We start from the raw sequence: 25,531 nt of genomic DNA on the forward strand, positions 1-25,531 counted from the left end.
TTAACCTGTTCAAACCAGATTAAGGTTTGTTTTAAGATGATTCCTTGTGCAGATCCGACTTTGGAATCACATGCACTTTTTCAATTTTGTGCCCATCCATCGTCACCACTTCAAAAATACAGCCATCTGCTTCAAGGCTAGAGCCATTTTCAGGTAAACGACCTAAATGAAAGAGGATATAGCCTGACAAGGTTGAGTACTGATCAGACTCGTCGACCAAATCACGATCCAACAATAACGACACATGACGAATATCAGTAGAGCCATCGAGCATCAAGCTGCCATCTTCTAAGCTTTCAGCCACATTGTCTTCAGCATCTTCATCAGGGAACTCCCCTGCAATCGCCTCTAATACATCAATCGGCGTGGCAATCCCTTCAATCGAGCCGTATTCATTCAAGACCAAAGCCATTTGTAACGGTGCTTGACGCAGTTGTTCCATTACCATCAGGACTTGTGCATTTTCATGCACAATCACAGGCTCACGTAAATGTTTATCAAAATCGAGTACACCCGTTTCAATATATTCATTCAAAACTTTATGGGTCAGCACCACACCTGCGATGTTGTCTAACTCGCCCCGTGCCACAATTAAACGTGAATGCGTAATACTGAGTAGTTGTGACTTGATTGAGGCTTCTTCATCCTCTAAATCAATCCACTCCAACTCTGGACGTGGGGTCATCACGGACTTCACTGGACGTTCAGACAAACCCAGCACCCCTTGTACCAAGACACTATGATAGACCCCATTTTCAGGATCAAACACTTCATCCGCATAAGCGCGAGTTGCCAGGACATCTTCAGGCTCAGAGGCATGATCACTACTTTTACCGCCCAACATTCGCAGCACCGCAGATGCAGTTTTATAGCGAAGGTCTGTGGTAGTGACCATTTTTTCTTGATTCCGGCGCATGGTTTGGTTGATGAATTCAACAATTACCGAGAAACCAATCGCGGCATATAAATAGCCTTTTGGAATATGGAAACCAAAACCTTCTACAATCAATGAGAAACCGATCATCATCAAGAAGCCGAGACACAAAATCACCACGGTCGGATGTTTGTTGACAAATTCCATCAAGGCTTTCGATGCCCACAGCATAATGCCCACGGCGATAATCACCGCAATCATCATCACAGACAGGTGTTTAACCATACCGACTGCGGTAATCACCGAATCTAAGGAAAACACAGCATCCAAAACTACAATCTGAACGATCACCATCCAAAACACAGCATTGGCTGGACTTTCTTCTTTCTGAACCACTTTGGCGTCAATACGTTCATGCAGTTCCATGGTGCCTTTAAATAGTAAGAACACCCCACCAAACAGAAGAATCAAATCCCGTCCTGAGAAAGGATGATCGAAGATATGGAACAGCGGCTCGGTCAGTGTCACCACCCAAGCAATTGAGGCCAACAGCACCAAACGCATTAAGAGTGCAAGGATCAAACCAACAACTCGAGCCGTATTGCGTTGTTCTGGTGGAAGTTTCTCCGCCAAAATCGCAATAAAAACCAAGTTATCAATCCCCAGCACAATTTCCAGCACCACTAAAGTGAGTAACCCCACCCACGCAGAAGGATCAGACATCCATTCAAATATCATGTGATCTGCTCCTGTCGAGGGGAAATATACGGTGCATAACGCAACTTAAGCGGATGAAAAGGAAGATTCAGCACCAATGGCTGTAATTTTTTTTCGGAAAACTGAAGATGTCTTGAGCGACAACTACCACTACCCATGTTCGTTCTTGTGTTGTAAAACAGGAAATAAGTATAGGCAAGATCTACATGAAATTCATCTTTTTTTCAAAAGCGCACTGTTTTAAAAGATTTAACAAATTATTACCCGATTGTTAGATTAAATACAGCTTGCCGTCACATTTCTTGCTTAAACTAAGAAAGAAAAAGTAGATAAAGCAAAAGGTAAAAACATACGCCATGAATAGTGAATTAAAAATATCCTCTCTCAACACTGAAGTAAACGTTCAAACCACTCAACCTCTGATCGCACTTTACTGCGGTTCTCGTTCAGGCAATAAACCGATTTATCAAGAAAAAGCGATTGCACTGGCACAAGGTTTAGCTAAACAGGGTTTTGGTCTGGTTTATGGGGGGGCCAGCATTGGCCTCATGGGACAAGTGGCCGATGCCATGATTAGCCACGGCGGTGAAGCAGTCGGCGTCATTCCAGAATTTATGCTGGATTATGAAATTGCGCATCACCAACTGACCGAATTACATGTTGTACAAACCATGCATGAGCGCAAAGCCTTAATGGCCGAACGTGCAAGCGCCTTTGTCGCACTACCCGGTGGTTTAGGCACTTTTGAAGAAATTTTAGAAGTGGCAACCTGGGGACAACTGAACCAACACCAAAAACCGATGATGATTTATAACGTCAATGGTTTTTATGACGCACTGATTACACAATTGGATCATGCAGTAGAAGAAGGTTTTCTACCGCCACAACACCGCGCAAAAGTAATTGTATGCAACCATGCTGAACAGATTTATTCAGCCATTGCCAACCTCGGCAGTCCAGCACACTTTGCCATTTAAATCCCGTTCTTAATGCTATAAAAAAAGCGAGCCTAGAGCTCACTGCTGTCCCATAGTTTGCTTTAAATAAAAAAACCTGAGTCCTAACAGTTAAAATATGAGTGCAAACAAACACTTTAACGACCAGGATTCAGGTTTTGTCACATCAGAATACCGTATTTCATGAGCTAATTAAACCTGTTGTGCGACAGGATTTTGAACAACTTGCTAAAGTACACCATGTTGGACAGAAATTTAGAGCCGCTTCCCGGTGGGATCAGTTTATTGCCATATTGATGTCTCAATTCTCTTGTAGGCAAAGTCTGAGAGATATTCAATCCAATTTGGAGTGCCAACAGGAAAAGCTAAGTCATCTCGGAGCAAAGTCTATTCCCCGAAGCACGCTGGCACGAATCAATGAGCAGCAGCCTGCTGCCTTGTATCAACAGCTATTTTACAAGTTGCTTAAATACTATGAACACTCAAAAGTAGCTCATAAATTTCGCTTTAAGAATCCCTTGTATTCCTTGGATGCCAGTCATATTGACCTGTCGCTTTCCCTATGTGAATGGGCCAAAGTTCACGACTCAAAAGCCAGCATGAAACTCAGTATAGGATTGAATCACAGCAATGATATTCCTGAGTTTGTTGCAGTTGAAAATGGCAAAGAAAATGACATGGTACAAGGCCGCAAATTCCAGTTTCCTGCTGGCAGCATTGTAGTTTTTGATAAAGGCTATGTCGATTACCAGTGGTATGCAAATCTGACTGCTCAAAACATTGGATTTGTCACACGTTTTAGGCCTAAATCTGTGTATCAGGTGATCCAGCAACATCCAGTGCTTGAATCCAAAGGTATTCTAAAAGATGAAACCATTCAGCTGAATAGCGCACATGCCCTAAAAAGAAAAGCCCCAGTGTTAAGAAGAATTGAATATAGAGATCAGCAAAGTGGCAAGCACTTTAGCTTTCTCAGCAATAACTTTCATTTAGCCGCCTCCACCATTGCGGCGATTTATAAAGATCGTTGGAAAGTTGAGCTGTTCTTTAAGGCGATTAAGCAGAATCTCAAATTAAAAGCGTTTCTAGGCCGCAGCAGGAACGCAATTCAGACACAAATCTGGATTGCGATGTTCGCCTATTTATTGGTGAGTTTCGCTCAACATTTAGGAAAAACAGGTTGGACAGTTCAACGTTTACTCAGAATAATTCAAGTGAATTTGTTTGAAAGAAGAACTTTAAAAGCTTTATTTTCACCCGATAAAATACCCATAAAACAAGAGGAAGCTCATTTGAGCTTCCTCTTGTGAAAAATTGTGGGACAGCAATGGCCTAGAGCTCGCTTTTTTAACATGTGCGGTTATTGCCCATAATGGGTGACAAAATTATAGAACCACGGCAGTGTGGTCGCCAAAATCACCGACATGGCTAAGCCAAACATCAATTTCATCGCATCTTTACTGACGTTACGCGAAGTGCGGTGTTTGTTCACTTCATCAAAAATCATCGACATTGCAAACTCACGACCTGCAAGTAAACCTAAGAATACCCATGTGGTACTCATTGGAATATTGCTCCACTCTTTGAAGACCAACAAAATCAGGGCATACATAAAGTCAATAATAGTCGCTGCACGAATATCGGTGACACCTGTTTTGGTATCGACAATCTTCTGAATCGCACCGCCGCGTTGGTACAAAATCACCGCCAACAACACCACAAAGACCGTGATGGCAAACAGTAGAAATGAAAACGGCACTTGACGGGGTACATAGACAAAAATATTGGCCAAATCTTGAATCAGCCACTGACTCCACAGAAAAGCCGTAGAGACCCACTGTAGTCCGATCCAAATATGCGACGGTTCTTGATTACGGGTTTTTGCAAAATACTTTGCGACTTGTCGCATCACAAAACGATAGACAATAATCGCAACCACAAAGGCCACCGCATAGCCCATCATCGATTTCACCATCATCGAGCCTAAACTTGCAGGCGAGAAAATGGTTAAAACCAAGAAAGTGGTACTGACGGGAATTCCGTATTTGGTTAAAAATAACAGTAAAATCGGTGGCACAATATAGAGCCACGTGACCCCACCCTCAGGAAAAGGAATCGTTTCTAAACGGCCATATGATGCATCACCCACACCGGATGCATACCAACCATAAATCAACACCACCACCAAAATGGTACTGATAAAGAGCCAAAGCACCCACCATGGACGATGTGCATTGGATGAAATAAACGTACCTAATGTCTGTGGCACATCATTTCCGACGATAGAATAAGCGGCTAAACAGAAGCCTATCACCATCAAAATTTCGATTGTCATAAAACCAACCTTTTGAATAATTTATTCCAAGACAGTGCCCTTGGACGTTTGCCAAAGATTATGACGGTTTTATTTCATTTTCATGACATCCCTGTCATATATTTTTTGTAGCGCCATAAAAAAGAGCACCGTAGTGCTCTTTTTTCAAATTCAAAACTCAGTTTTTTAATTGAGTTTGACTTCATAAACTGCCGTACTACCACTAACTTCATTTCCCACCACCAGCAGCGGGTGACCATTGGGTGAATTCTTCGCCGCGATGAAGATCAAACCTTCTGGGCCTAAGTCACCTTGCTTCGTGACTTCTGTTTCATTGGTATTGCGATGGTTCAGATACTGAACAAATTTAGCCTGATTCGGGTTGCTAATGTCATACACCATGATGCCACTGGCACGCTCAAGTCCAATAAAGGCAAAGGTCTTTTCACCAATTTTACCCAAAGTCACGCCTTCAGGTTCAGGGCCTTTATTATCACTACGGTCATCAAATTTAAATGCTTCATGATTGCTATTAAATTGATGTGGAAACAACTCCGCAATTTTTCGCTCAAACTCACTCCCCGAGTCCCACACAATCTGCTTGGTTTCAGGGTCGACAATACTCACCGAACGGCCACCATAGGCGTATAATTTGTCATAAGTCAGACGACCATTTTCATCTAGCTTCGGTAGACCTGTTAGTGGATCTTTTTGATAACCTTGCGTCCAACTAATGGTCAAACGTCCAATTTGTGAATCTTTAATTAAATTATCCGCGCAGACTTCTGTTGCGTCAGCCGTTTGACAAGGTTTAAACACCTCGGGGTTTAATTTCGCCCCTTTTACGCCTGGTGCAAGCTGACGTAAATGCGCTGCATAATCACCTTTAGCGTCAAAACCTGCTTTTTTAAACAAATGTTTGATGCGTATCTCTTCAGCATAACCAGCATTTAAGTCCCCGCCTTCAAAGTATTTGGCTTCATCCCTTAGCCATTCACGGGCATCCCCCTCATTGGCCGTGACCAAATAGGTTTTACCGTTGGCTTGGTATGATGCAATGGCATCGGGCATATACATGCCATATAGCCCCGGCCAAGAGCGAATATTAATCATGCCTGCATCTTTTGCACATTCTGTAATACTACGTCCCAAAGAGTCTTGACCAATAGCACAGTCACGGTCACTTCCATCCAAGGCATTTTCAGGCAAACTATGGTCCTTGTAGCCCATCGGGAAAAGATCAACAAATTGATTTTTTTCTAGGTCTAAAACCCCAATCGCATTGTTTTCCTGCAAACTAACCCATGCTTTTTTACCATCAGCACTGACTGCGATGTACTCAGGCTCTAGGTCTTGTGCAACGGTGGTCGTTTGAATACCTACGTTAGCAACATTTGGGTATTGACTGATGTCTGGGCCAAAAATACGAATGCCTACATCTAATAAGTCTTGTTTACGATCATTCCATGCTTGGAAGCCCGCAATGGTTGCTGTTGGTTTTTGAATATCTGAAATATCAATAATACTGACCGAACCTTCGGGATCGACTTGATACCCTTCATTCGGTTCCGCTTCATTCGCTACCAGTACTTTTCGACCATCAGGCGTGAAGGTCAACATATCTGGCAAAGCCCCCACGTTGACTTGGCTGATAAAAGAGAGATCCTGTGCTTTAAAGAAAGCCACAATACCCGTTTGGGTTTTATCCTCAGCCTGAACCGCAAGCGCCACGATGCCATTATGCACCGCGACACTATTCACTTCGGAGTTGGCTAAATAAGTTTTGGCATCCAAAGATTGGATATATGTCGGCTGCGCTGGTTGGGAAAAATCTAAAACATCGACCATGCCTTTTTGTGCATTCACCACGAACAGACGCTTACTCGCAGCATCATAGGCAGGGATTTCAGCTGCACTCTGTCCAAATATCCCCGACTCATAACTTGCAAGATGAACCAGTTCAATACTATTCGGCGTGGCTTCCTCTACCACAGGCGGTGATGTGATGGTTTGCGCATCATCACTGTCATTACACCCCGCTAAGCCCAACCCCATGCATGCTAAAAAGACAGCACTATATGTTTTATTCATCATGATCTAAATATCGGTTCAAATTTAACCAATGTATGACGCATGCGTTGCAAACACATGACGTAGAGATGTCAATTTGATGGCATGTGATAAATGCACATTCGCAACAACAGTCCAACTTAAATTAAGCTAAACTGTTTAAAAATTTCACTTTGTTGTATCTATGAACCAAACGCCGACCCATCAAGCACTCGCTCCTGAGTACCGTCTTTTGGTACTTCTGGTTTCGATTGGCTTTTTTATGCAAGGCTTAGATACCACCATTGTGAATACCGCCCTACCGGCTATGGCAGCCAGTTTGAATGAAGACCCGCTGCAAATGCATAGCGTGGTGGTGGCCTATGTGCTTGCCGTTGCTGCCTGTATCCCCTTGAGTGGCTGGCTCGCCGACCGTTTTGGGGTGCGCAATACCTATTTCAGTGCCATTATCATTTTTACTCTTGCCTCACTGGGCTGTGGCTTTTCTGAAAGCTTAAATGAGTTATTGTTCTATCGCGTATTGCAAGGCATCGGTGGTGCATTATTGCTCCCTGTTGGCCGTTTAGCTATGCTCAAGGTCATTCCGCGGACGCAGTTCTTATCGGCCATGAGTTTGATGAGTCTCGCGGGACTGATTGGCCCACTGATCGGTCCAACACTCGGGGGCTGGTTGGTCGAAGTCAGTACATGGCATTGGATTTTCCTGATTAACCTCCCCATGGGGCTGTTAGGGGTCCTGATTAGCTTTAAAGCCATGCCGAATGTCACCGAGCAGAATGTGCCGCGTTTTGACTTTTGGGGTTTTATCCTGTTGGTGATCACCATGGCAGGACTATCTTTAGGGATTGAAAATTTTGCCAGTCCGCACCTGACTTTATGGTGGAGTATGGGACTGATTGTACTGAGCTTGGTGACTGCGCTTTGGTATGCCTATCATGCACATACACATCAAAATGCGCTATTTCGCAGTAAACTATTTCGTAACCGCATTTATGCCGTGGGTATTTTAGGTAACTTCTTTGCTCGCCTCGGTGGCAATGCTATGCCCTTTTTAATGCCACTCATGCTCCAAGTAGCTTTCGGTTTTGAACCCTTTGTGACGGGCCTCTTGATGATTCCAACAGTGCTGGGCTCACTGGCCTCCAAACCCATCATTCGTCACTTGATTCAGCGCTTCGGTTATCGCCACGTGCTTTTGGTTAACACCTTGTTGGTCGGTGCATGTATCGCCAGTTTTGCCCTCAATACCGCAGACACCCCAACTTGGCTGCGCGCGCTGCATTTCTTTGTTTTTGGCATGCTGAACTCATTGCAATTTGTGTCTATGAATACCCTCACGCTGAAAGATTTACCGCAACAAGATGCCAGTAGTGGCAACAGTTTCTTGTCGATGATCATGATGGTGTCGATGAGTATTGGTGTGGCTCTGGCAGGTACTTTGGTTAATGTCTTTACGGCATATTTGGGTACAGATCACATCGTCATGGCATTCCATAACACCTTAATTGTTTTGGGCTGTATTAACCTGATTACCGCAGCCATCTTCTGGCACATCCCCAAAGATACCGTGGATTCATAACAGATACAAAGTGCTGCCATTCACTGACCATAATCATCATGGTCAGTTCCACAAATTCGAGCTATGATGATGAGCTAAAAACCAATACCTGCAAAAGCATGTCCGCAAGAAAAAAAGTTTCCACGCCGTCAAAAACCTCATATCCCTATTACATACTTGCCTGTGTAGTGATGCTATGTGTCGGACTGGGGATCACCTATTTTTTCTTGCAGAACAATGTCGCATCTGCCCAAGAGTATCCAGTAAAAGGCTTTGATGTATCTCATCATCAGGGCGACATCCAATGGCAATCCATTTCTCCCCAAGAGTTTAAATTCGTCTATTTAAAAGCCACCGAAGGCGGCGATTTCAAAGACCGTAAATTTCAGGACAATTGGCTCAAAGCTCGTGAACAAGGCTTTTTGGTCGGGGCTTATCATTTTTATCGTTTATGCCGTGATGGCCAGATTCAGGCGCAGAACTTTATCGAAACTGTGCCGAAGAAAACCGATAGTTTGCCGCCTGTGATTGATTTGGAATATGACAGCAACTGTATCAATACCTATACCAGAGAACAACTGCTCAAAGAAATTCAGATCATGCACGACCAACTGTATCAACACTATGGCTTGCAACCCATTTTTTATACCTCTAAAGCATTTTATAATATTGTTTTGGTCGATGAATTTAAACAAACTCCCCTTTGGATTCGTGAATATCAAGGCCAACCTGAGCTCAAAGGCAATCCGAAATGGACCTTTTGGCAACACACCAGCCAAGGTCAAATTAAAGGCATACCAACCTTGGTAGATCTCAATGTATTTCAAGGCTCAGAGCAAGATTGGATCAGCTTTTTAGAGCGCCAAGGACTTTATCAACTGCCACAAAACTTACCAATCAAGTAAGCAGTTCCAAGCTCAGCATTGAAATTCAAATACTAAAATACCAAGTCAAACTATGTCGCTTATGCCGCATGTAGAACTACGCAATCGATCTGAATAGTGCGATACTGGCTTAGGTTTCAATATTAAAATTCAGCATGCGAAAAATCATTCACATCGACATGGATGCCTTCTATGCCTCGGTGGAGTTACTTGATCGTCCCGACTTAAAGCATTTACCTGTGGTGATTTCTTCACACCACCCTCGTGCCGTCATTGCAGCTGCATCCTACCCTGCACGTCGCTACGGGCTCCGCTCTGCAATGTCGATGACTCAAGCCAAAAAACGCTGTCCTCAAGTGGTGGTGATTGAACCTAGTTTCTCTAAATATCGTGCGGTCTCAGCGCAAATTCATACAATTTTTCAGCGTTATACCACACTCATTGAACCGCTTTCCTTAGATGAAGCTTATTTAGATGTGACGGGAAATTTACAACAACTGGCCAGCGCCACAGAAGTTGCTGAACGCATCCGCGCTGATATTTTTCAGAGTACAAGACTGACCGCCTCTGCGGGTGTTGCACCGAATAAGTTTCTAGCCAAAGTTGCTTCGGACTGGAATAAACCCAATGGTATCTGTGTAATTAAACCCTCACAAGTTCAGCAGTTTATTCAGCACTTGCCGCTTAAAAAAATTCCTGGAGTAGGTAAAGTCATGCAAGAAAAATTACATGCGCTCAAACTTGAAACTTTAGGTGATTTACAGCATGTGGATGAAAATATCCTGATTCATCATTTTGGCAAGTATGGCAAACAGCTCTATCTATATGCACAAGGGATTGATGAGCGTCCTGTACAAGCGGAACGAGAACGTCAGCAAATTTCAAAAGAAACCACTTTTGATGATGATTTAACTATTGAACAGTGTCTCCCATTTTGGCCCAAGTTGATTGCACAAGTCTGGCAAAGCTTAGAGAAAAAGCAACTGTATGCCCGCGGTGTCACCGTCAAACTGAAACTGAAAAACTTTCAAACCCTACAGCACAGTAAAAGCTTCAAAACGCCATTAAAGCATCAAACTGAACTACAAATGACCTTAGATATCTTACTCAAAGAAATGCAAATCACACCGGATCAACAATTTCGTCTTATCGGTGTTGGGGTCTATGCACTTTCGACTCAAGAGCCTCTACCCCAGCTCTCTTTGTGGTCGGACTGATTGCTCAATCAGTCATTTTTTAACCAAAAGAACAAAAATAATGCAATTTAGCATTCACAAACTGTGTTTTTAGAGTAATCTAATGATGCGCTGCATTTATCCATGTAACCGCTGAGATGCTAAAACTTACCTTTACTTTTAGCATACGTCCTGTGATTGGCGTGACGATCAAATCCGAAGATTACAGGACATCTCTGATATTTATCATGGTATTCCCCCTCTATATTTCAGAGCAGCGCTCTAGTAGCATCAGAATAATCCAATATTTTAAAATATACTGTTATAAAGTCCGCATAAGATTGACCTATTAATCGCGTTCCTTCATCTTTTGTAATTCCCACGTCGAAATATCGAATCCATCCTCTGTTCACATGCACTTATAACAATAAATAGAGTTCTTCACGCTGTAAAATTCTGCACCTGATTGAAAGCCAACATCGTAGCCATCTGTCATACATGAGTTTGTGGTAGGCTATTGAACTACATTTTTATGTTCTATTTTTATACTCATCACACAGGATGCATACATCATGACGGTTCAACGTTTGCATGTCTCAAATCGTTTTTCTGAAATTGCTGTTTCAGGTAATTTGGTTCATTTAGCAGGACAATTGGCGTCTGACTTTGATCTCGATATTAAAGGTCAAACCCAACAAACATTCGACATGATTGACCAATTTTTAGCTGATGCAGGCACAGATAAAAGCCAGATTTTATCGGTAACGATTTATTTGAAGAATATTGAACAAGACTATGCAGCGTTCAATGAAGTTTGGGATGCTTGGGTTGCAGATATTGATGCATTACCCCGTACCTGTGTTGAAGCTAAACTTTATGATCCACGAGTATTGGTAGAGTTAACCGTTGTTGCAGTGAAACCTGCATAAAAAATACACTCATCATAAAAACATGAGTTTTCATGTTTTTATGATACGTGCTGAGATTCAGTTAGCCGATCAGACGTAATTTTCGAGTTTGTGCTGCATTATAGTAATCATATTTTTTGGCTACACGCGTATCTTTAGTCAAACGCGACGAAGCATAAAGATCGCCATAAAAATCTTCACGTAACTGATGATAGTCAGGCACTTCTTCATAACGAATCACTTTATAGCCAGCCATATCGAGGATCGCATCCTGAAACTGTGCCTTTTGTGGACGTTTCAATGAAAGCGGATCTTCTAAAGCAACCACTGCCAAAACTTGTTGTGCACTATCCATAATCACAAAATCAGCCACCAAATTGCGGTATTTGTTTCGTGTACGTGAAAATTTTGTCGTGAGTAAGGCATCATAAGATACATGCGCCAGCACAGTATGATGCGGTAAAATTTCTTTCAAACGAGTATAAGTCAGTTGCTCATGCATACTAAAAATAGCACGTTGTCTTAATGCACTATCTTGCTGCTTGGTCTTAGGGATCAACGCTTTACTCGCTAAAATCATGACCAGTATCAACAACACGCTACCAATTACCATATAAGTTGTCATATTTGTATCCTTTTCATCTTTATTATAATTTTCGGTATCACACCGATTTTTATCCGATCAGTATAACCTACTGACCATTTACCCAAACCACGCAATAAAAAAACTAAAGCTAAAATCAAACAAACGCTGATAAAACTAAACAATTTTTTGCAATGTCATCCGTTGTAACACGCTTTGTTTTAATCCGAATGACATTTTGGCTCTGTAGCCTATCTACACTGTAATAGAGTGATTCATTCACGTGCAATATGATTCTTCGGATTGACCCAATTTTCCCGACGGATGGCAGAAAAGCCAATCTTTGAGCTATTTTTCTAACGCAATAAAAAAGATCGATCCTAAAAAAGGATGCCGTAGCATCCTTTTTTATATTCAATTGCCATTAAGCACGTGACTTAGACTTTGGTTTTGACTTTGAATGTCCAAATGGCTTCTTGGCGTCACCTGTTTCACGCGGCGGCAAACCTGTATGCTGCGTTAAAATCTGACCACGTTCAGGACGCTTCTTGGTATTTGATGGACGAGATTGATTTTTCGCTTGTTGGTTACGGCTATCACAATTACGTTTTTGCGAATCACCATCCACGGTTGAGTTTTTCTTCCGAGCAGACTGATACTGACCTTCTGTCCCTTGCGGTTGATAGGTTGGAATCAAATGCTGTTTCGAGTTACCAATCAAGTCTTGGCGGCCCATCTCTTTTAAAGCATCGCGGAGTAAAGGCCAGTTGTTTGGATCATGATAACGTAAGAATGCTTTATGCAGACGACGACGCTTCTCACCTTTCACAATATCCACATCTTCAGTATATCGCGCCACTTTGGCTAATGGGTTTTTACCCGTGTGATACATGGTGGTCGCTGTGGCCATTGGTGATGGATAGAAAGTTTGTACCTGATCGGCACGGAAACCATTTTTCTTCAGCCAAATCGCCAAATTCATCATGTCATATTCAGTCGTACCCGGATGTGCTGCAATAAAGTACGGGATAAGATACTGCTCTTTACCTGCTTCCTTACTGAAACGATCAAACATTTGCTTGAAACGATCATAGGTTCCGATGCCCGGTTTCATCATCTTAGACAATGGACCTTTTTCGGTATGTTCAGGCGCAATTTTTAAATAACCACCGACATGATGCTGAACCAATTCTTTGACATATTCAGGGTTTAGTACCGCCAAGTCATAGCGTAAACCTGAGCCAATTAGAATCTTTTTGATGCCTTTAATGGCGCGTGCTTTACGATATAACTGCGTTAAAGGTGCATGATCCGTATGTAAGTTTTGACAAACACCCGGATAAACACACGATGGTTTACGACAGTTCTTTTCAATTTCAGGGTCTTTACAGTGCAAACGATACATGTTTGCTGTAGGCCCACCCAAGTCAGAAATGATGCCAGTAAAACCCGGTGCAGTATCACGAATCTTTTCAACTTCACGTAAAATTGATTCTTCTGAACGGTTTTGAATGATGCGTCCTTCATGTTCTGTAATCGAACAGAAGGTACACCCGCCAAAACAGCCACGCATAATGTTGACCGAAAATTTGATCATGTCAAATGCAGGGAAACGCGCCTCCCCATAGACAGGATGTGGTAGACGTGCATAAGGCAAATCAAACACATAGTCCATTTCTTCCGTGGTTAACGGAATCGGCGGTGCATTTAACCAAACATCACGTTCGCCATGCTTTTGTACCAAAGCACGCGCATTGCCTGGATTGGTTTCAAGGTGCAAAATACGGTTGGCATGTGCATATAAAACGGGATCATCTGCCACTGCTTCAAATGCAGGCAAACGAATCACAGCCAGTTCACGCGGCGGTAATTTATGTTTAATTGCCTTTGAAGATGGCTGTAATTGCACAATTTGTGTATCAGGATCAAGTTGATCCCCTTCACGAACAATTTGATTCGTCACAATTTCTTTTTGGAAATTTTGGTATTGGGTTAAAGAATTACCCTTATCTTTTTCAATTTCACAGCCATCTAAATCTTCAGTCATCACATATGGATTGATAATCGGATCAACACGGCCAATGGTATCCACATCATTTGATGCAATTTCCACAAACTTGGCTTTAGATGGACGGTTTAACTTATTCACGATAAATGCCGTGCCACGAACATCGGTAATTTCGTGAATTTTTTCGCCTTTGGCTAAGCGATGCATCACCTCAGTAATTGAACGCTCACCATTACCATACATCAAAAGATCGGCTTTTGAGTCCATCAACACTGAACGACGAACTTTGTCTGACCAATAGTCATAATGTGCAATACGACGTAAAGACGCTTCAATTCCACCTAACAATACAGGTACATCTGGAAATGCTTCACGCACACGTTGGCAATACACCGTTGCTGCACGGTCTGGACGTTTATTAGGTAAATTATCTGGTGAATAGGCATCATCAGAACGGATTTTACGATCAGCCGTATAACGGTTGATCATCGAATCCATGTTCCCAGCAGTCACACCCCAAGCGATATTTGGCTTACCCAAAACGCGGAATGCTTCAACATTAGTCCAATCCGGTTGTGCAATAATCCCGACACGGAAACCTTGTGCTTCTAACGTACGGCCAATAATGCCCGAACAAAAGGATGGATGATCGATATACGCATCACCACAGACCAAAATAAAGTCACAACTATCCCAACCGAGTTGGTCCATTTCCTCGCGCGACATCGGCAAAAATGGCGCAGGTTCAAAACATGACGCCCAATATTTGTCGTAATCAAACAACGCTTTAGGCGCGGTCTGCATAGTATAAGCAGTAGACATGGCTAGCAATTCTCGGCTGGCAGATGAAAGATCTCAAATAAAGATCAAAGATGAAAGCCGATCATTTTACCATGAATTACATTCAGCTTGCTTGGTTAAAAAAGCATCATATACAGCACGTTATCATTTATTTTTTTATGCAAACGTAATTTCGAAGTTTTTATTTAAAAAGAAACAATTTGACAGTGAAGAGACAAAAGCTGGCCCTTCATTCCTTAAAGAATAAAGACCAATGTCCAATCACTTGGGACAGTAAGCAATACATCGAGACCCAACTGACTCAGCTGAATTATCCAGCAAAGAATGAAAAATTAACATCAACTATGGCTATGCCAATCTCTCAGAATATCCCTCACTTTATGACGCTTTTATTTAAGATCTCATCCATTTCCTTTTAAGATTCTAATATTTAGATTAATGAAAGATGCTGCTAAAAATAAACACCATCTTTCATCATGTAAAAACTCAAATCAGTTGAGTTCTTTCATACCAACTTTATTCTTTTTGAGCGGTCGATAAGTCCATAATCAACTTTGTCGCTAAATATAAACGCGGCACAATACTTTCGACCAGAATATATTCAGCATTATTCGAATGTGCACCATCACCAGATAAGCCCATGCCTTCTAAAATCGCTGCTTTCGAATTTAAGCCAGCAAATGCAGCATCTGTACCACCACCTGTTGCTTCAGACAATACTTTCATTGGTAAATTAAAATCAGTTTTGTAAATAAGCTGTGCTTGTTCAGCCAATTTTTTTGCCTGTGGGTTTGCCATTAAAGGTGGGCGACGCATTTCAAACTTTAACTTAACTTCACTATCAGCTAACTTTTTATGTTTAATCCTTTCCTGTAATACACGTTCCACTTGCTGAAAATCTTTAACTTGCAAGGCACGAACATCTGCTTGTGCAGTTGCAAGGTCTGGAATCACGTTACGCACTTTACCTGCACTCGCCACCGTCCAGTTTAATTTCAACCCCGTTTTAGGATTGGATAAGTCTTGTAACTGTAAGATTTGATGTGATAATTCTGTTAGTGCATTTATGCCTGCTTCAGGCTTAACCCCTGCATGTGCAGATTTCCCTTGAACCTCTAAATATGCTGCACCAATCCCACTGGTGGCTAAACGTAAACTGCCGTCTTTACCACCACCTTCAAATGACAAAACCACATCTTGGTCTTGTGCAGTCTCAGTAATCAGTTCGCGTGAACCTGGCGAACTGATCTCCTCATCGGAGTTAAGTAAGACTGTGATCGTGCCATAATCTTGATAATTCAACTTTTTCAAAAGATCAAGCGTATGAATAATCGCAGCAACCCCCTGTTTATCATCTAAAATTCCGAGACCAAAAACTTTATCCCCTTCCATTTTAAAAGGTTGGTCTTTCAACATCCCTGTTAAATACACCGTATCCATATGAGCAATTAGCATAATTTTACTGCTGCCTTTACCCTTCAAAACAGCTTTTACCATTGGACCAGTCTGTTGGGGTGTATCATCCATACGATATATATCTTTAGCTTCTACAATACTGACCTCAGCACCTGTCATTTTTAATTGTTCGGCGACATATTTAGCGATCTTATTCACGCCGACAAGATCTTTACTCCCCGACTCAATATTGACTAAAGCCTCTAGAGTATTTAAATAATTCTTTTTTTCTGATTCAACCAGTTGTTTGACCTGATCATTAGATACAGCATGTACTTGCCCAAAAGCCAAACAGCTCAACAACGCACATGAAATTAAAGGAAGTTTTTTCAGTTGATATTGAATTTTATTAGACATACTCATTATTCCATTTAAAGATATTACTAACAAACTATGAACATTTGATCGACTATCCAATATTTTTAAAATCTTAAAGCAAAAATGTTGGGTAGATTAAATGTCATGATCGATAAATAAGTAAATCAGTATGTATAAAGCAATCCTAAATATAAATTAGACGATTGATTCATTTATTATTTTAACCTTCCTTGCATAAAAAAATCCCCCTAACCGTTAAGTTAGGGGGATTTGAATTAATGAGCTGGCGATGACTTACTCTCACATGGATAACTCCACACTACCATCAGCGCTAAGAGGTTTCACTTCTGAGTTCGGGAAGGGATCAGGTGGTTCACTCTTGCTATTGTCGCCAGCACAACTGTTTATGACTATTCGTTGGGTCTTATTTACACATTGTGTACGCCTAACTTTCATCAAATGAGTTATTAACAGGTATATTTGAGTTGGATATTTTATCTAGCTTTATAACTAAATCAAGTTGTTTGCAGTGATTTGAACCACAACACCAACTGTTTGGGTGTTGTATAGTCAAGCCTCACGAGCAATTAGTATTGGTCAGCTTCACATATCACTATGCTTCCACATCCAACCTATCAACGTCGTAGTCTTCAACGGCTCTTTAGAGGACATAAAGTCCTAGGGAAATCTTATCTTGAGGTAGGCTTCCCGCTTAGATGCTTTCAGCGGTTATCCCTTCCGAACATAGCTACCCGGCGATGCGACTGGCGTCACAACCGGTACACCAGAGGTTCGTCCACTCTGGTCCTCTCGTACTAGGAGCAGATCCTCTCAAATTTCCAACGCCCACGGTAGATAGGGACCGAACTGTCTCACGACGTTCTAAACCCAGCTCGCGTACCTCTTTAAATGGCGAACAGCCATACCCTTGGGACCTGCTTCAGCCCCAGGATGAGATGAGCCGACATCGAGGTGCCAAACACCGCCGTCGATATGAACTCTTGGGCGGTATCAGCCTGTTATCCCCAGAGTACCTTTTATCCGTTGAGCGATGGCCCTTCCATACAGAACCACCGGATCACTAAGACCTACTTTCGTACCTGCTCGACTTGTGGGTCTCGCAGTTAAGCGCGCTTTTGCCTTTATACTCTACGCGTGATTTCCGACCACGCTGAGCGCACCTTCGTACTCCTCCGTTACTCTTTAGGAGGAGACCGCCCCAGTCAAACTACCCACCAGACATGGTCCTCGTCCCGGATAACGGGACAGAGTTAGAACCTCAATATTACCAGGGTGGTATTTCAAGATTGGCTCCACCGAAACTAGCGTCTCGGTTTCAAAGCCTCCCACCTATCCTACACAAGTAAGATCAAAGTTCAATGTCAAGCTGCAGTAAAGGTTCACGGGGTCTTTCCGTCTAGCCGCGGGTACACCGCATCTTCACGGCGAATTCGATTTCACTGAGTCTCTGCTGGAGACAGCGCCCCCATCATTATGCCATTCGTGCAGGTCGGAACTTACCCGACAAGGAATTTCGCTACCTTAGGACCGTTATAGTTACGGCCGCCGTTTACTGGGGCTTCGATCAAGAGCTTCGCTTACGCTAACCCCATCAATTAACCTTCCAGCACCGGGCAGGCATCACACCCTATACGTCCACTTTCGTGTTTGCAGAGTGCTATGTTTTTAATAAACAGTTGCAGGGGCCTGGTTTCTGTGGCTGCCAATAGCTCAAGGAGTAAATCCTATCACCGTCGGCAGCGTACCTTCTCCCGAAGTTACGGTACCATTTTGCCTAGTTCCTTCAGCAGAGTTCTCTCAAGCGCTTTGGTCTACTCGACCTGACCACCTGTGTCGGTTTCGGGTACGATTCCTATGTAACTGAAGCTTAGAGACTTTTCCTGGAAGCATGGTATCAGCCACTTCACTGTACAAGTACAGCTTGCTATCAGTTCTCAGCATACAGTACCCCGGATTTGCCTAAGATACATGCCTACAACCTTCCACCTGGACAACCAACGCCAGGCTGACTTAACCTTCTCCGTCCTCTCATCGCATTACATAGAAGTATTGGAATATTAACCAATTTCCCATCGACTACGCCTCTCGGCCTCGCCTTAGGGGTCGACTCACCCAGCCCCGATTAACGTTGGACTGGAACCCTTGGTCTTTCAGCGTGCGAGTTTTTCACTCGCATTGTCGTTACTCACGTCAGCATTCGCACTTCTGATACCTCCAGCATACTTCTCAATACACCTTCATCGGCTTACAGAACGCTCCCCTACCACTTGCAATAAATTGCAAATCCGCAGCTTCGGCATATAGTTTTAGCCCCGTTACATCTTCCGCGCAGGCCGACTCGACTAGTGAGCTATTACGCTTTCTTTAAAGGGTGGCTGCTTCTAAGCCAACCTCCTAGCTGTCTATGCCTTCCCACATCGTTTCCCACTTAACTATAATTTTGGGGCCTTAGCTGGCGGTCTGGATTGTTTTCCTCTTGACTACGGACGTTAGCACCCGCAGTCTGTCTCCCGGATAGTACTCATTGGTATTCGGAGTTTGCATCGGTTTGGTAAGTCGGGATGACCCCCTAGCCGAAACAGTGCTCTACCCCCAATGGTATTCGTCCGAGGCGCTACCTAAATAGCTTTCGGGGAGAACCAGCTATCACCGAGTTTGATTAGCCTTTCACCCCTATCCACAAGTCATCCCCTGGCTTTTCAACGACAGTGGGTTCGGTCCTCCAGTTAGTGTTACCCAACCTTCAACCTGCTCATGGATAGATCACCCGGTTTCGGGTCTACACCCAGCAACTAAACGCCCTATTAAGACTCGATTTCTCTACGGCTCCCCTATGCGGTTAACCTTGCTACTGAATGTAAGTCGCTGACCCATTATACAAAAGGTACGCAGTCACCGAACATGTCGGCTCCCACTGCTTGTATGCATGCGGTTTCAGGATCTATTTCACTCCCCTCACAGGGGTTCTTTTCGCCTTTCCCTCACGGTACTGGTTCACTATCGGTCAGTCAGGAGTATTTAGCCTTGGAGGATGGTCCCCCCATATTCAGACAAGGTTTCACGTGCCCCGCCCTACTCGACATCATCATATAAGCCCTTTCGTGTACAGGACTATCACCCACTATGGTTGCACTTCCCAGAGCATTCCACTAGAACTTATATGACTTAATGGGCTTTTCCCCGTTCGCTCGCCGCTACTGAGGGAATCTCAATTGATTTCTTTTCCTAAGGGTACTGAGATGTTTCACTTCCCCTCGTTCGCCTCGTATGACTATGTATTCATCATACGATACCTGCCTTATGACAGGTGGGTTTCCCCATTCAGAAATCTCCGGATCACAGGATATTTGCCGCCTCCCCGGAGCTTATCGCAGGCTATTACGTCTTTCATCGCCTCTGACTGCCAAGGCATCCACCACATGCACTTAATTACTTGACTATACAACCCCAAACAGTCGTAGCACCTACAAGTAGTACTAGGACAGATCGATTGCTCGATCATACAGTTTGTTGCTCTGTGTACTTAAACACTGTACAGCTTCAATTCAATTCACATACCAAAACGCTTGATTCAGTTAATTTCGCTAGTAACTCATTTCTTCAACCTTCATCAATCAGTAATAAATCACTGTTAATGTCGATCTTAAAAACGAGTATGAACAAATTATTTCAACTCAAATATATTCTGTTAATGATTTTTCCAGCCTTCGTCAGGTCAGGAAACTGTGATAAATCACAGAAGTTAATAAAATGTAAACCAATGTCTACCTCTTACTAATTTCTATAATCTAACTACTTAGCTTATATATTGAAGAACAATATATGGTGGAGACTAGGAGAGTCGAACTCCTGACCTCCTGCGTGCAAAGCAGGCGCTCTACCAACTAAGCTAAGTCCCCAGCTTATCAATAAGTCAATGTCTCTGTTTTTCTGTATTCAGCATTTAACAATGCTTGTTAGTCAGATTTGGTGGGTCTGACAAGACTTGAACTTGTGACCCCACGCTTATCAAGCGTGTGCTCTAACCAACTGAGCTACAGACCCTCAGATACATCGTCATGAAGAACAACTTGTTGTGGATTCTTACCAATCGTCAATCTTTCGTTAAGGAGGTGATCCAGCCGCAGGTTCCCCTACGGCTACCTTGTTACGACTTCACCCCAGTCATCGGCCACACCGTGGTAAGCGTCCTCCTTGCGGTTAGACTACCTACTTCTGGTGCAACAAATTCCCATGGTGTGACGGGCGGTGTGTACAAGGCCCGGGAACGTATTCACCGCGGCATTCTGATCCGCGATTACTAGCGATTCCGACTTCATGGAGTCGAGTTGCAGACTCCAATCCGGACTACGATCGGCTTTTTGAGATTAGCATCCTATCGCTAGGTAGCAACCCTTTGTACCGACCATTGTAGCACGTGTGTAGCCCTGGTCGTAAGGGCCATGATGACTTGACGTCGTCCCCGCCTTCCTCCAGTTTGTCACTGGCAGTATCCTTAAAGTTCCCGGCTTAACCCGCTGGCAAATAAGGAAAAGGGTTGCGCTCGTTGCGGGACTTAACCCAACATCTCACGACACGAGCTGACGACAGCCATGCAGCACCTGTATGTAAGTTCCCGAAGGCACCAATCCATCTCTGGAAAGTTCTTACTATGTCAAGACCAGGTAAGGTTCTTCGCGTTGCATCGAATTAAACCACATGCTCCACCGCTTGTGCGGGCCCCCGTCAATTCATTTGAGTTTTAGTCTTGCGACCGTACTCCCCAGGCGGTCTACTTATCGCGTTAGCTGCGCCACTAAAGCCTCAAAGGCCCCAACGGCTAGTAGACATCGTTTACGGCATGGACTACCAGGGTATCTAATCCTGTTTGCTCCCCATGCTTTCGTACCTCAGCGTCAGTATTAGGCCAGATGGCTGCCTTCGCCATCGGTATTCCTCCAGATCTCTACGCATTTCACCGCTACACCTGGAATTCTACCATCCTCTCCCATACTCTAGCTTCCCAGTATCGAATGCAATTCCTAAGTTAAGCTCAGGGATTTCACATCCGACTTAAGAAGCCGCCTACGCACGCTTTACGCCCAGTAAATCCGATTAACGCTCGCACCCTCTGTATTACCGCGGCTGCTGGCACAGAGTTAGCCGGTGCTTATTCTGCGAGTAACGTCCACTATCCTAGAGTATTAATCCAAGTAGCCTCCTCCTCGCTTAAAGTGCTTTACAACCAAAAGGCCTTCTTCACACACGCGGCATGGCTGGATCAGGCTTTCGCCCATTGTCCAATATTCCCCACTGCTGCCTCCCGTAGGAGTCTGGGCCGTGTCTCAGTCCCAGTGTGGCGGATCATCCTCTCAGACCCGCTACAGATCGTCGCCTTGGTAGGCCTTTACCCCACCAACTAGCTAATCTGACTTAGGCTCATCTATTAGCGCAAGGTCCGAAGATCCCCTGCTTTCCCCCGTAGGGCGTATGCGGTATTAGCATTCCTTTCGGAATGTTGTCCCCCACTAATAGGCAGATTCCTAAGCATTACTCACCCGTCCGCCGCTAGGTCGTATAGCAAGCTATACTTCCCCGCTCGACTTGCATGTGTTAAGCCTGCCGCCAGCGTTCAATCTGAGCCATGATCAAACTCTTCAGTTAAAAATCATTAGTAGCTTATGGCTACAAATCTTGGCTCATCAATTTTCTGACAAATATTTCTCAAATAAACTTCGAGTAATTCTTACCATCAATCAATGAAATATTTTCGATCGATCAATCAGTAAAAATCCACACAAGTTGTTCTTCATAATCTCTTAATGATCTTCTTACTGATTCGTCATCAGCAAGCTAGGTCGGCTATACTACTCTCTTTCAAGAAGAAGTCAACTGGTTTTGTTAATTATTTTTAAACTTATTCAAGACTTTCAGATTCTACCGCTTGGGCTAAATCCTTGTTTCTCAACAAGTTTTAATCAACATCACCGCCGATGGATGTGCATTCTACAGCATTTCACATCCCTTGCAACACCTTTTCTCAATAAATATTTCTGCATGTTTATTTTTCAAACTCATAAAATTATAAGTTACTGTTATTTATGTAAAATATTTTTAATAAATTTATCTACTTCCTAGTTAGCGCCTTAAACCGCACCATCACATTCGCACAAATTAAACTTAATATATTGTTTTAATTCATTTAAATAACAATATATCGAAATAATATTTAAATACTTTATTTAAATCGCTGTTTCTTTCTACTTTTTATGGTGAATATCCACTCAAAATGCTGTTTTCTCAGTCAATTTCTATCTTAGAACCCAAAACAGCCATTCTATTTCTAGAATGGCTGTTTCCGATCACCAGAATAGATTTAGAACTTCATACTGATACGCGCCCAATAATTACGTCCAATATTATTAAATTGTTCTGTTGCAGCATAACCAAAGCCTGAACTTCCAAGTTTATTCAAATGCTCGGCATAGTTTTTATTCAGCACATTATCTATTCCGACTGAAAGGTCTAAATCTTTTTGGATATTATAAGTCCCATTTAAAGACAGAGTTCCAAAACCTTTACTCTCTTCTAAATCGTATCCAATGATATTGCCTTCTCGATAGCTGGTACGATCTTGTGCTGCCACCACACGCCATAACAAACCGAGATTATATTTCTCTTGCACATAGCGTAGATTGAAACGTCCTTCTAATGGTGCAATTTGCGGTAAAGCGGTGTGATCCGTTGTATTTTCACCCCATGCATACATGGCACTGATGTCCGCTTGAATTTGATCCGTCAACTGGTAAGCCAAACCTGCTTCAGCACCCGCAATGGTTGCATCGACATTTCGGCTTTTGGCTTCCAACCGCCCCATTGAGCCTGTCGGAGTATATGCCACTAATATATAGTCTTGAATCAAACCTGCATAAACTGAAGCCCAAGATTTAAATGCACCCTGTTCATATTGATAACCTGCATCAAACTGTGCGGTTTTTTCATTCTCTAAATTGGCAAAGGTCGTACCTGTACTTTGATGGTATTTGGTACTAAACAATTCCCAATAATCAGGCACACGCTCTACATAACCTAATCCTGCGTAAGTTTTAACATGTTCCGCAAGTTCACTTTCAATTCGAACAAAACCACTTGGCAGGGTTTCTTTACGCTCTGTATCAGTGGCTAAGTTATCGATCTTCACTTGATCGAGGCGTGCACCTGTCACCAGTTTATGCTGATCATTGAATGCATAACTCAGCTCACCGAAAGCCCCATAAGACTCAAAATCCATATCTCCGACACGAGCTTTATTTTGATAAGGAGACATTAAGCTGCCACTACGTTTAGTATGCTCATTTTTTTGACTATCAATACCTGAAATAAGTTGCAATTTCCCCCAGTCCTGCGTCATAGCAACCCGTGCATTTAAAGTCCTACGAGCAACATTTGAAGCCATCGGCATTGACATACCATCTGCGGGATTAAATTTTCGCAAACTAAAATTATCCATGACATGATCGTTATAGCTATAGTCCACTTGCGCTTCGACTTTCTTGATCACCTCACTAATGTTTTTCTTTTCAACATGTAAACCTAGACTTTCACGAGCAAACTTAGAACCATCCATGCTACGTCCAGCATAAACAGCCTCACCATCACTCTTCCCACCTTTCAGCTCTACCCATGTGTCCTCATTTGGAGTCCAGCCCAGCGCGAGATCTGCATTCCACTTTTCCCAATCGGACGGAACCGTATTGCCAGCTCCATCTTGATAACTATCTGCAATCGAACGATTGGCATTTAAACGTGCGTATTTCGTTTCATCACCAACAGCGGCTTCAACATTCTGATCCAAACGACCGTAAGAACCAAGCATGACACTGGCTTGTCCGCGATAAGGTTTCGCCGAAGTGAGCTGTTCAGGCTCACGTTCAAAAATAACGGTTGCGGCTGAACCGGTATGCGCATATTGAACAGTTTGTGGTCCTTTCACGACTGTGATTTTGTCATAGCTTTCAGGAGAAAGATAAGAAGCAGGATTATCCATACGGCTTGGGCATGCACCTAAATTTTCCGTACCATCTGTGAGGATTTTAATACGAGAGCCAAACATACCACGGAAGGTGACATCACCATTCGCCCCGCCATTTTTGATTTGGTTAAAACCCACAATAGTTTGTAGGTAGGCTGCACCATCAACCACAGGAATCGGCTGAGTGGGTTGTTTAGGGTCAGCATGTACAATCAGACCATGGGCATCATTGCCCTGCTGAGCCGTCACCACGATAGGCGCTAAAATGTGCGCACTGTCTACTTCAGCGGCAAATACTACGCTTGAAAAACAAGCAAGAGAAATCGCAGCCGCAAGAGGCTGTAAAAAGAATGTAGGCTGAGCCATTTTTATTCTCACTGAATCTATAAATACAACTAGGCTAGAGTCCGTTAAGACCCGAAAAATATATGTCTAGGTTTATACAAACAGTGGCGGTGCACGCCCTTGAGGTAGTAAGAAGAGTTGTTGCAGTGCAAACCAAACATGCGCAAAGGCTTTTTGAAATGCAATTAAACGAACTTGAATACGGTCAAGTACCGCTTTTAACTCTAAATCTGGCGGTAACACAAGATTGCCATATACCGTACAGTATTGGCATTGATGACTTGCATCATGATGATTGTGTTCAGCAGGTTGTGAACTGAGTTCATGCTGAGCCTGCATTTCATGATGATGTGTGGAATGCTTTTCAGCATGAGAACTGAGATGTTCAACTGGTTTAAGTAAAAGCGCACGCGAAATGGTTTCACAGACTGGCGCAATTTGATATTGCGTCGGTAGTAAAGGCTGTAAAAAAACAGCAATCTGTAAAAACACGGCTACACAAGACAGTAGCAACGCAGCTCTAAAAAACAATC

15 protein-coding genes, 2 tRNA genes and 3 rRNA genes are annotated in these 25,531 nt (G+C 43.1%); 7 read left to right on the forward strand and 13 right to left on the reverse strand.

The annotated features are described in order from the left end of the window. Positions 1-31: 31 nt before the first annotated feature. On the reverse strand, positions 32-1,612 hold the full coding sequence (locus AC4CUZ_RS02380; protein WP_004978531.1) for a TerC family protein: 1,581 nt from the start codon (positions 1,610-1,612) through the stop codon (positions 32-34). Between the two features lie 335 nt (positions 1,613-1,947). On the opposite strand from AC4CUZ_RS02380, the gene AC4CUZ_RS02385 reads away from it, so the two are divergent. Both AC4CUZ_RS02385 and AC4CUZ_RS02390 read left to right on the forward strand, forming a co-directional pair. Then, complete coding sequence (locus AC4CUZ_RS02385) at positions 1,948-2,568, forward strand: LOG family protein (protein ID WP_004692887.1); 621 nt, start codon at positions 1,948-1,950, stop codon at positions 2,566-2,568. Between the two features lie 137 nt (positions 2,569-2,705). Continuing rightward, positions 2,706-3,857: an IS4-like element ISAbe18 family transposase gene (locus tag AC4CUZ_RS02390; RefSeq protein ID WP_490747179.1), complete on the forward strand. Its 1,152-nt coding sequence runs from the start codon at positions 2,706-2,708 to the stop codon at positions 3,855-3,857. A gap of 50 nt (positions 3,858-3,907) precedes the next feature. Here AC4CUZ_RS02390 and AC4CUZ_RS02395 read toward each other — a convergent pair whose 3' ends face one another. Continuing rightward, the gene (locus tag AC4CUZ_RS02395) at positions 3,908-4,882 is read right to left on the reverse strand and encodes a hypothetical protein (protein WP_004692891.1); all 975 of its coding nucleotides are present in this window, start codon (positions 4,880-4,882) and stop codon (positions 3,908-3,910) included. Between the two features lie 165 nt (positions 4,883-5,047). Next, positions 5,048-6,952, reverse strand: a complete 1,905-nt coding sequence (locus tag AC4CUZ_RS02400) for a choice-of-anchor I family protein (RefSeq protein WP_490748040.1) — start codon at positions 6,950-6,952, stop codon at positions 5,048-5,050. Positions 6,953-7,115: 163 nt separating this feature from the next. Here AC4CUZ_RS02400 and mdtD point away from each other — a divergent pair, with 163 nt between their 5' ends. From mdtD to AC4CUZ_RS02420, 4 genes are all read left to right on the forward strand, one after another. Further along, positions 7,116-8,510 carry a multidrug transporter subunit MdtD gene (gene mdtD, locus AC4CUZ_RS02405; RefSeq protein ID WP_436905376.1) on the forward strand — a complete coding sequence of 465 codons (1,395 nt, stop codon included), beginning with the start codon at positions 7,116-7,118 and terminating at the stop codon, positions 8,508-8,510. 98 nt (positions 8,511-8,608) lie between these two features. Next, positions 8,609-9,394: a glycoside hydrolase family 25 protein gene (locus AC4CUZ_RS02410; protein ID WP_436905377.1), complete on the forward strand. Its 786-nt coding sequence runs from the start codon at positions 8,609-8,611 to the stop codon at positions 9,392-9,394. A gap of 134 nt (positions 9,395-9,528) precedes the next feature. Continuing rightward, a complete protein-coding gene (gene dinB, locus AC4CUZ_RS02415; RefSeq protein WP_436905378.1) occupies positions 9,529-10,590 on the forward strand; it encodes a DNA polymerase IV in 1,062 nt (353 codons plus the stop codon). Positions 10,591-11,120: 530 nt separating this feature from the next. Then, positions 11,121-11,477, forward strand: coding sequence for a RidA family protein (locus tag AC4CUZ_RS02420; protein WP_436905379.1), 357 nt, complete (start codon positions 11,121-11,123; stop codon positions 11,475-11,477). 61 nt (positions 11,478-11,538) lie between these two features. On the opposite strand, the gene AC4CUZ_RS02425 is transcribed toward AC4CUZ_RS02420, so the two are convergent. Together AC4CUZ_RS02425 and AC4CUZ_RS02430 are read right to left on the reverse strand one after the other, a co-directional pair. Beyond that, positions 11,539-12,081 (reverse strand): DUF2726 domain-containing protein, encoded by a 543-nt coding sequence (locus tag AC4CUZ_RS02425; protein WP_004692898.1) that lies wholly within the window; start codon positions 12,079-12,081, stop codon positions 11,539-11,541. A 382-nt stretch (positions 12,082-12,463) separates the two neighbouring features. After that, entirely contained in the window at positions 12,464-14,869 is a 2,406-nt protein-coding gene (locus tag AC4CUZ_RS02430) for a YgiQ family radical SAM protein (RefSeq protein ID WP_178928449.1), read from the reverse strand. Between AC4CUZ_RS02430 and AC4CUZ_RS02435 the strand changes: the two genes are divergently transcribed. Continuing rightward, entirely contained in the window at positions 14,868-15,095 is a 228-nt protein-coding gene (locus tag AC4CUZ_RS02435; RefSeq protein ID WP_010325666.1) for a hypothetical protein, read from the forward strand. The two genes, AC4CUZ_RS02430 and AC4CUZ_RS02435, sit on opposite strands and share 2 nt — an antisense overlap. 269 nt (positions 15,096-15,364) lie before the next feature. Here AC4CUZ_RS02435 and AC4CUZ_RS02440 read toward each other — a convergent pair whose 3' ends face one another. From AC4CUZ_RS02440 to AC4CUZ_RS02475, 8 genes are all read right to left on the reverse strand, one after another. Next, a complete protein-coding gene (locus AC4CUZ_RS02440; protein ID WP_178928450.1) occupies positions 15,365-16,660 on the reverse strand; it encodes a glutamate carboxypeptidase in 1,296 nt (431 codons plus the stop codon). Between the two features lie 242 nt (positions 16,661-16,902). Next, positions 16,903-17,017: ribosomal RNA gene (rrf, locus tag AC4CUZ_RS02445) — 5S ribosomal RNA — on the reverse strand. A gap of 170 nt (positions 17,018-17,187) precedes the next feature. After that, positions 17,188-20,081, reverse strand: a 23S ribosomal RNA gene (locus AC4CUZ_RS02450). A 384-nt stretch (positions 20,082-20,465) separates the two neighbouring features. Next, a tRNA-Ala gene (locus AC4CUZ_RS02455) sits at positions 20,466-20,541 on the reverse strand. A gap of 68 nt (positions 20,542-20,609) precedes the next feature. Further along, positions 20,610-20,686: transfer RNA gene (locus AC4CUZ_RS02460), tRNA-Ile, on the reverse strand. Between the two features lie 61 nt (positions 20,687-20,747). Continuing rightward, positions 20,748-22,285 (reverse strand): 16S ribosomal RNA (locus AC4CUZ_RS02465). Together the 16S, 23S and 5S rRNA genes with 2 tRNA genes alongside form the textbook arrangement of a ribosomal RNA operon. 712 nt (positions 22,286-22,997) lie before the next feature. Continuing rightward, entirely contained in the window at positions 22,998-25,019 is a 2,022-nt protein-coding gene (locus AC4CUZ_RS02470; RefSeq protein WP_178928537.1) for a TonB-dependent copper receptor, read from the reverse strand. Between the two features lie 72 nt (positions 25,020-25,091). After that, positions 25,092-25,529: a DUF2946 family protein gene (locus tag AC4CUZ_RS02475; protein WP_078389804.1), complete on the reverse strand. Its 438-nt coding sequence runs from the start codon at positions 25,527-25,529 to the stop codon at positions 25,092-25,094. Positions 25,530-25,531: the final 2 nt, after the last annotated feature.

This window comes from Acinetobacter sp. 789_lipA (assembly GCF_058242845.1).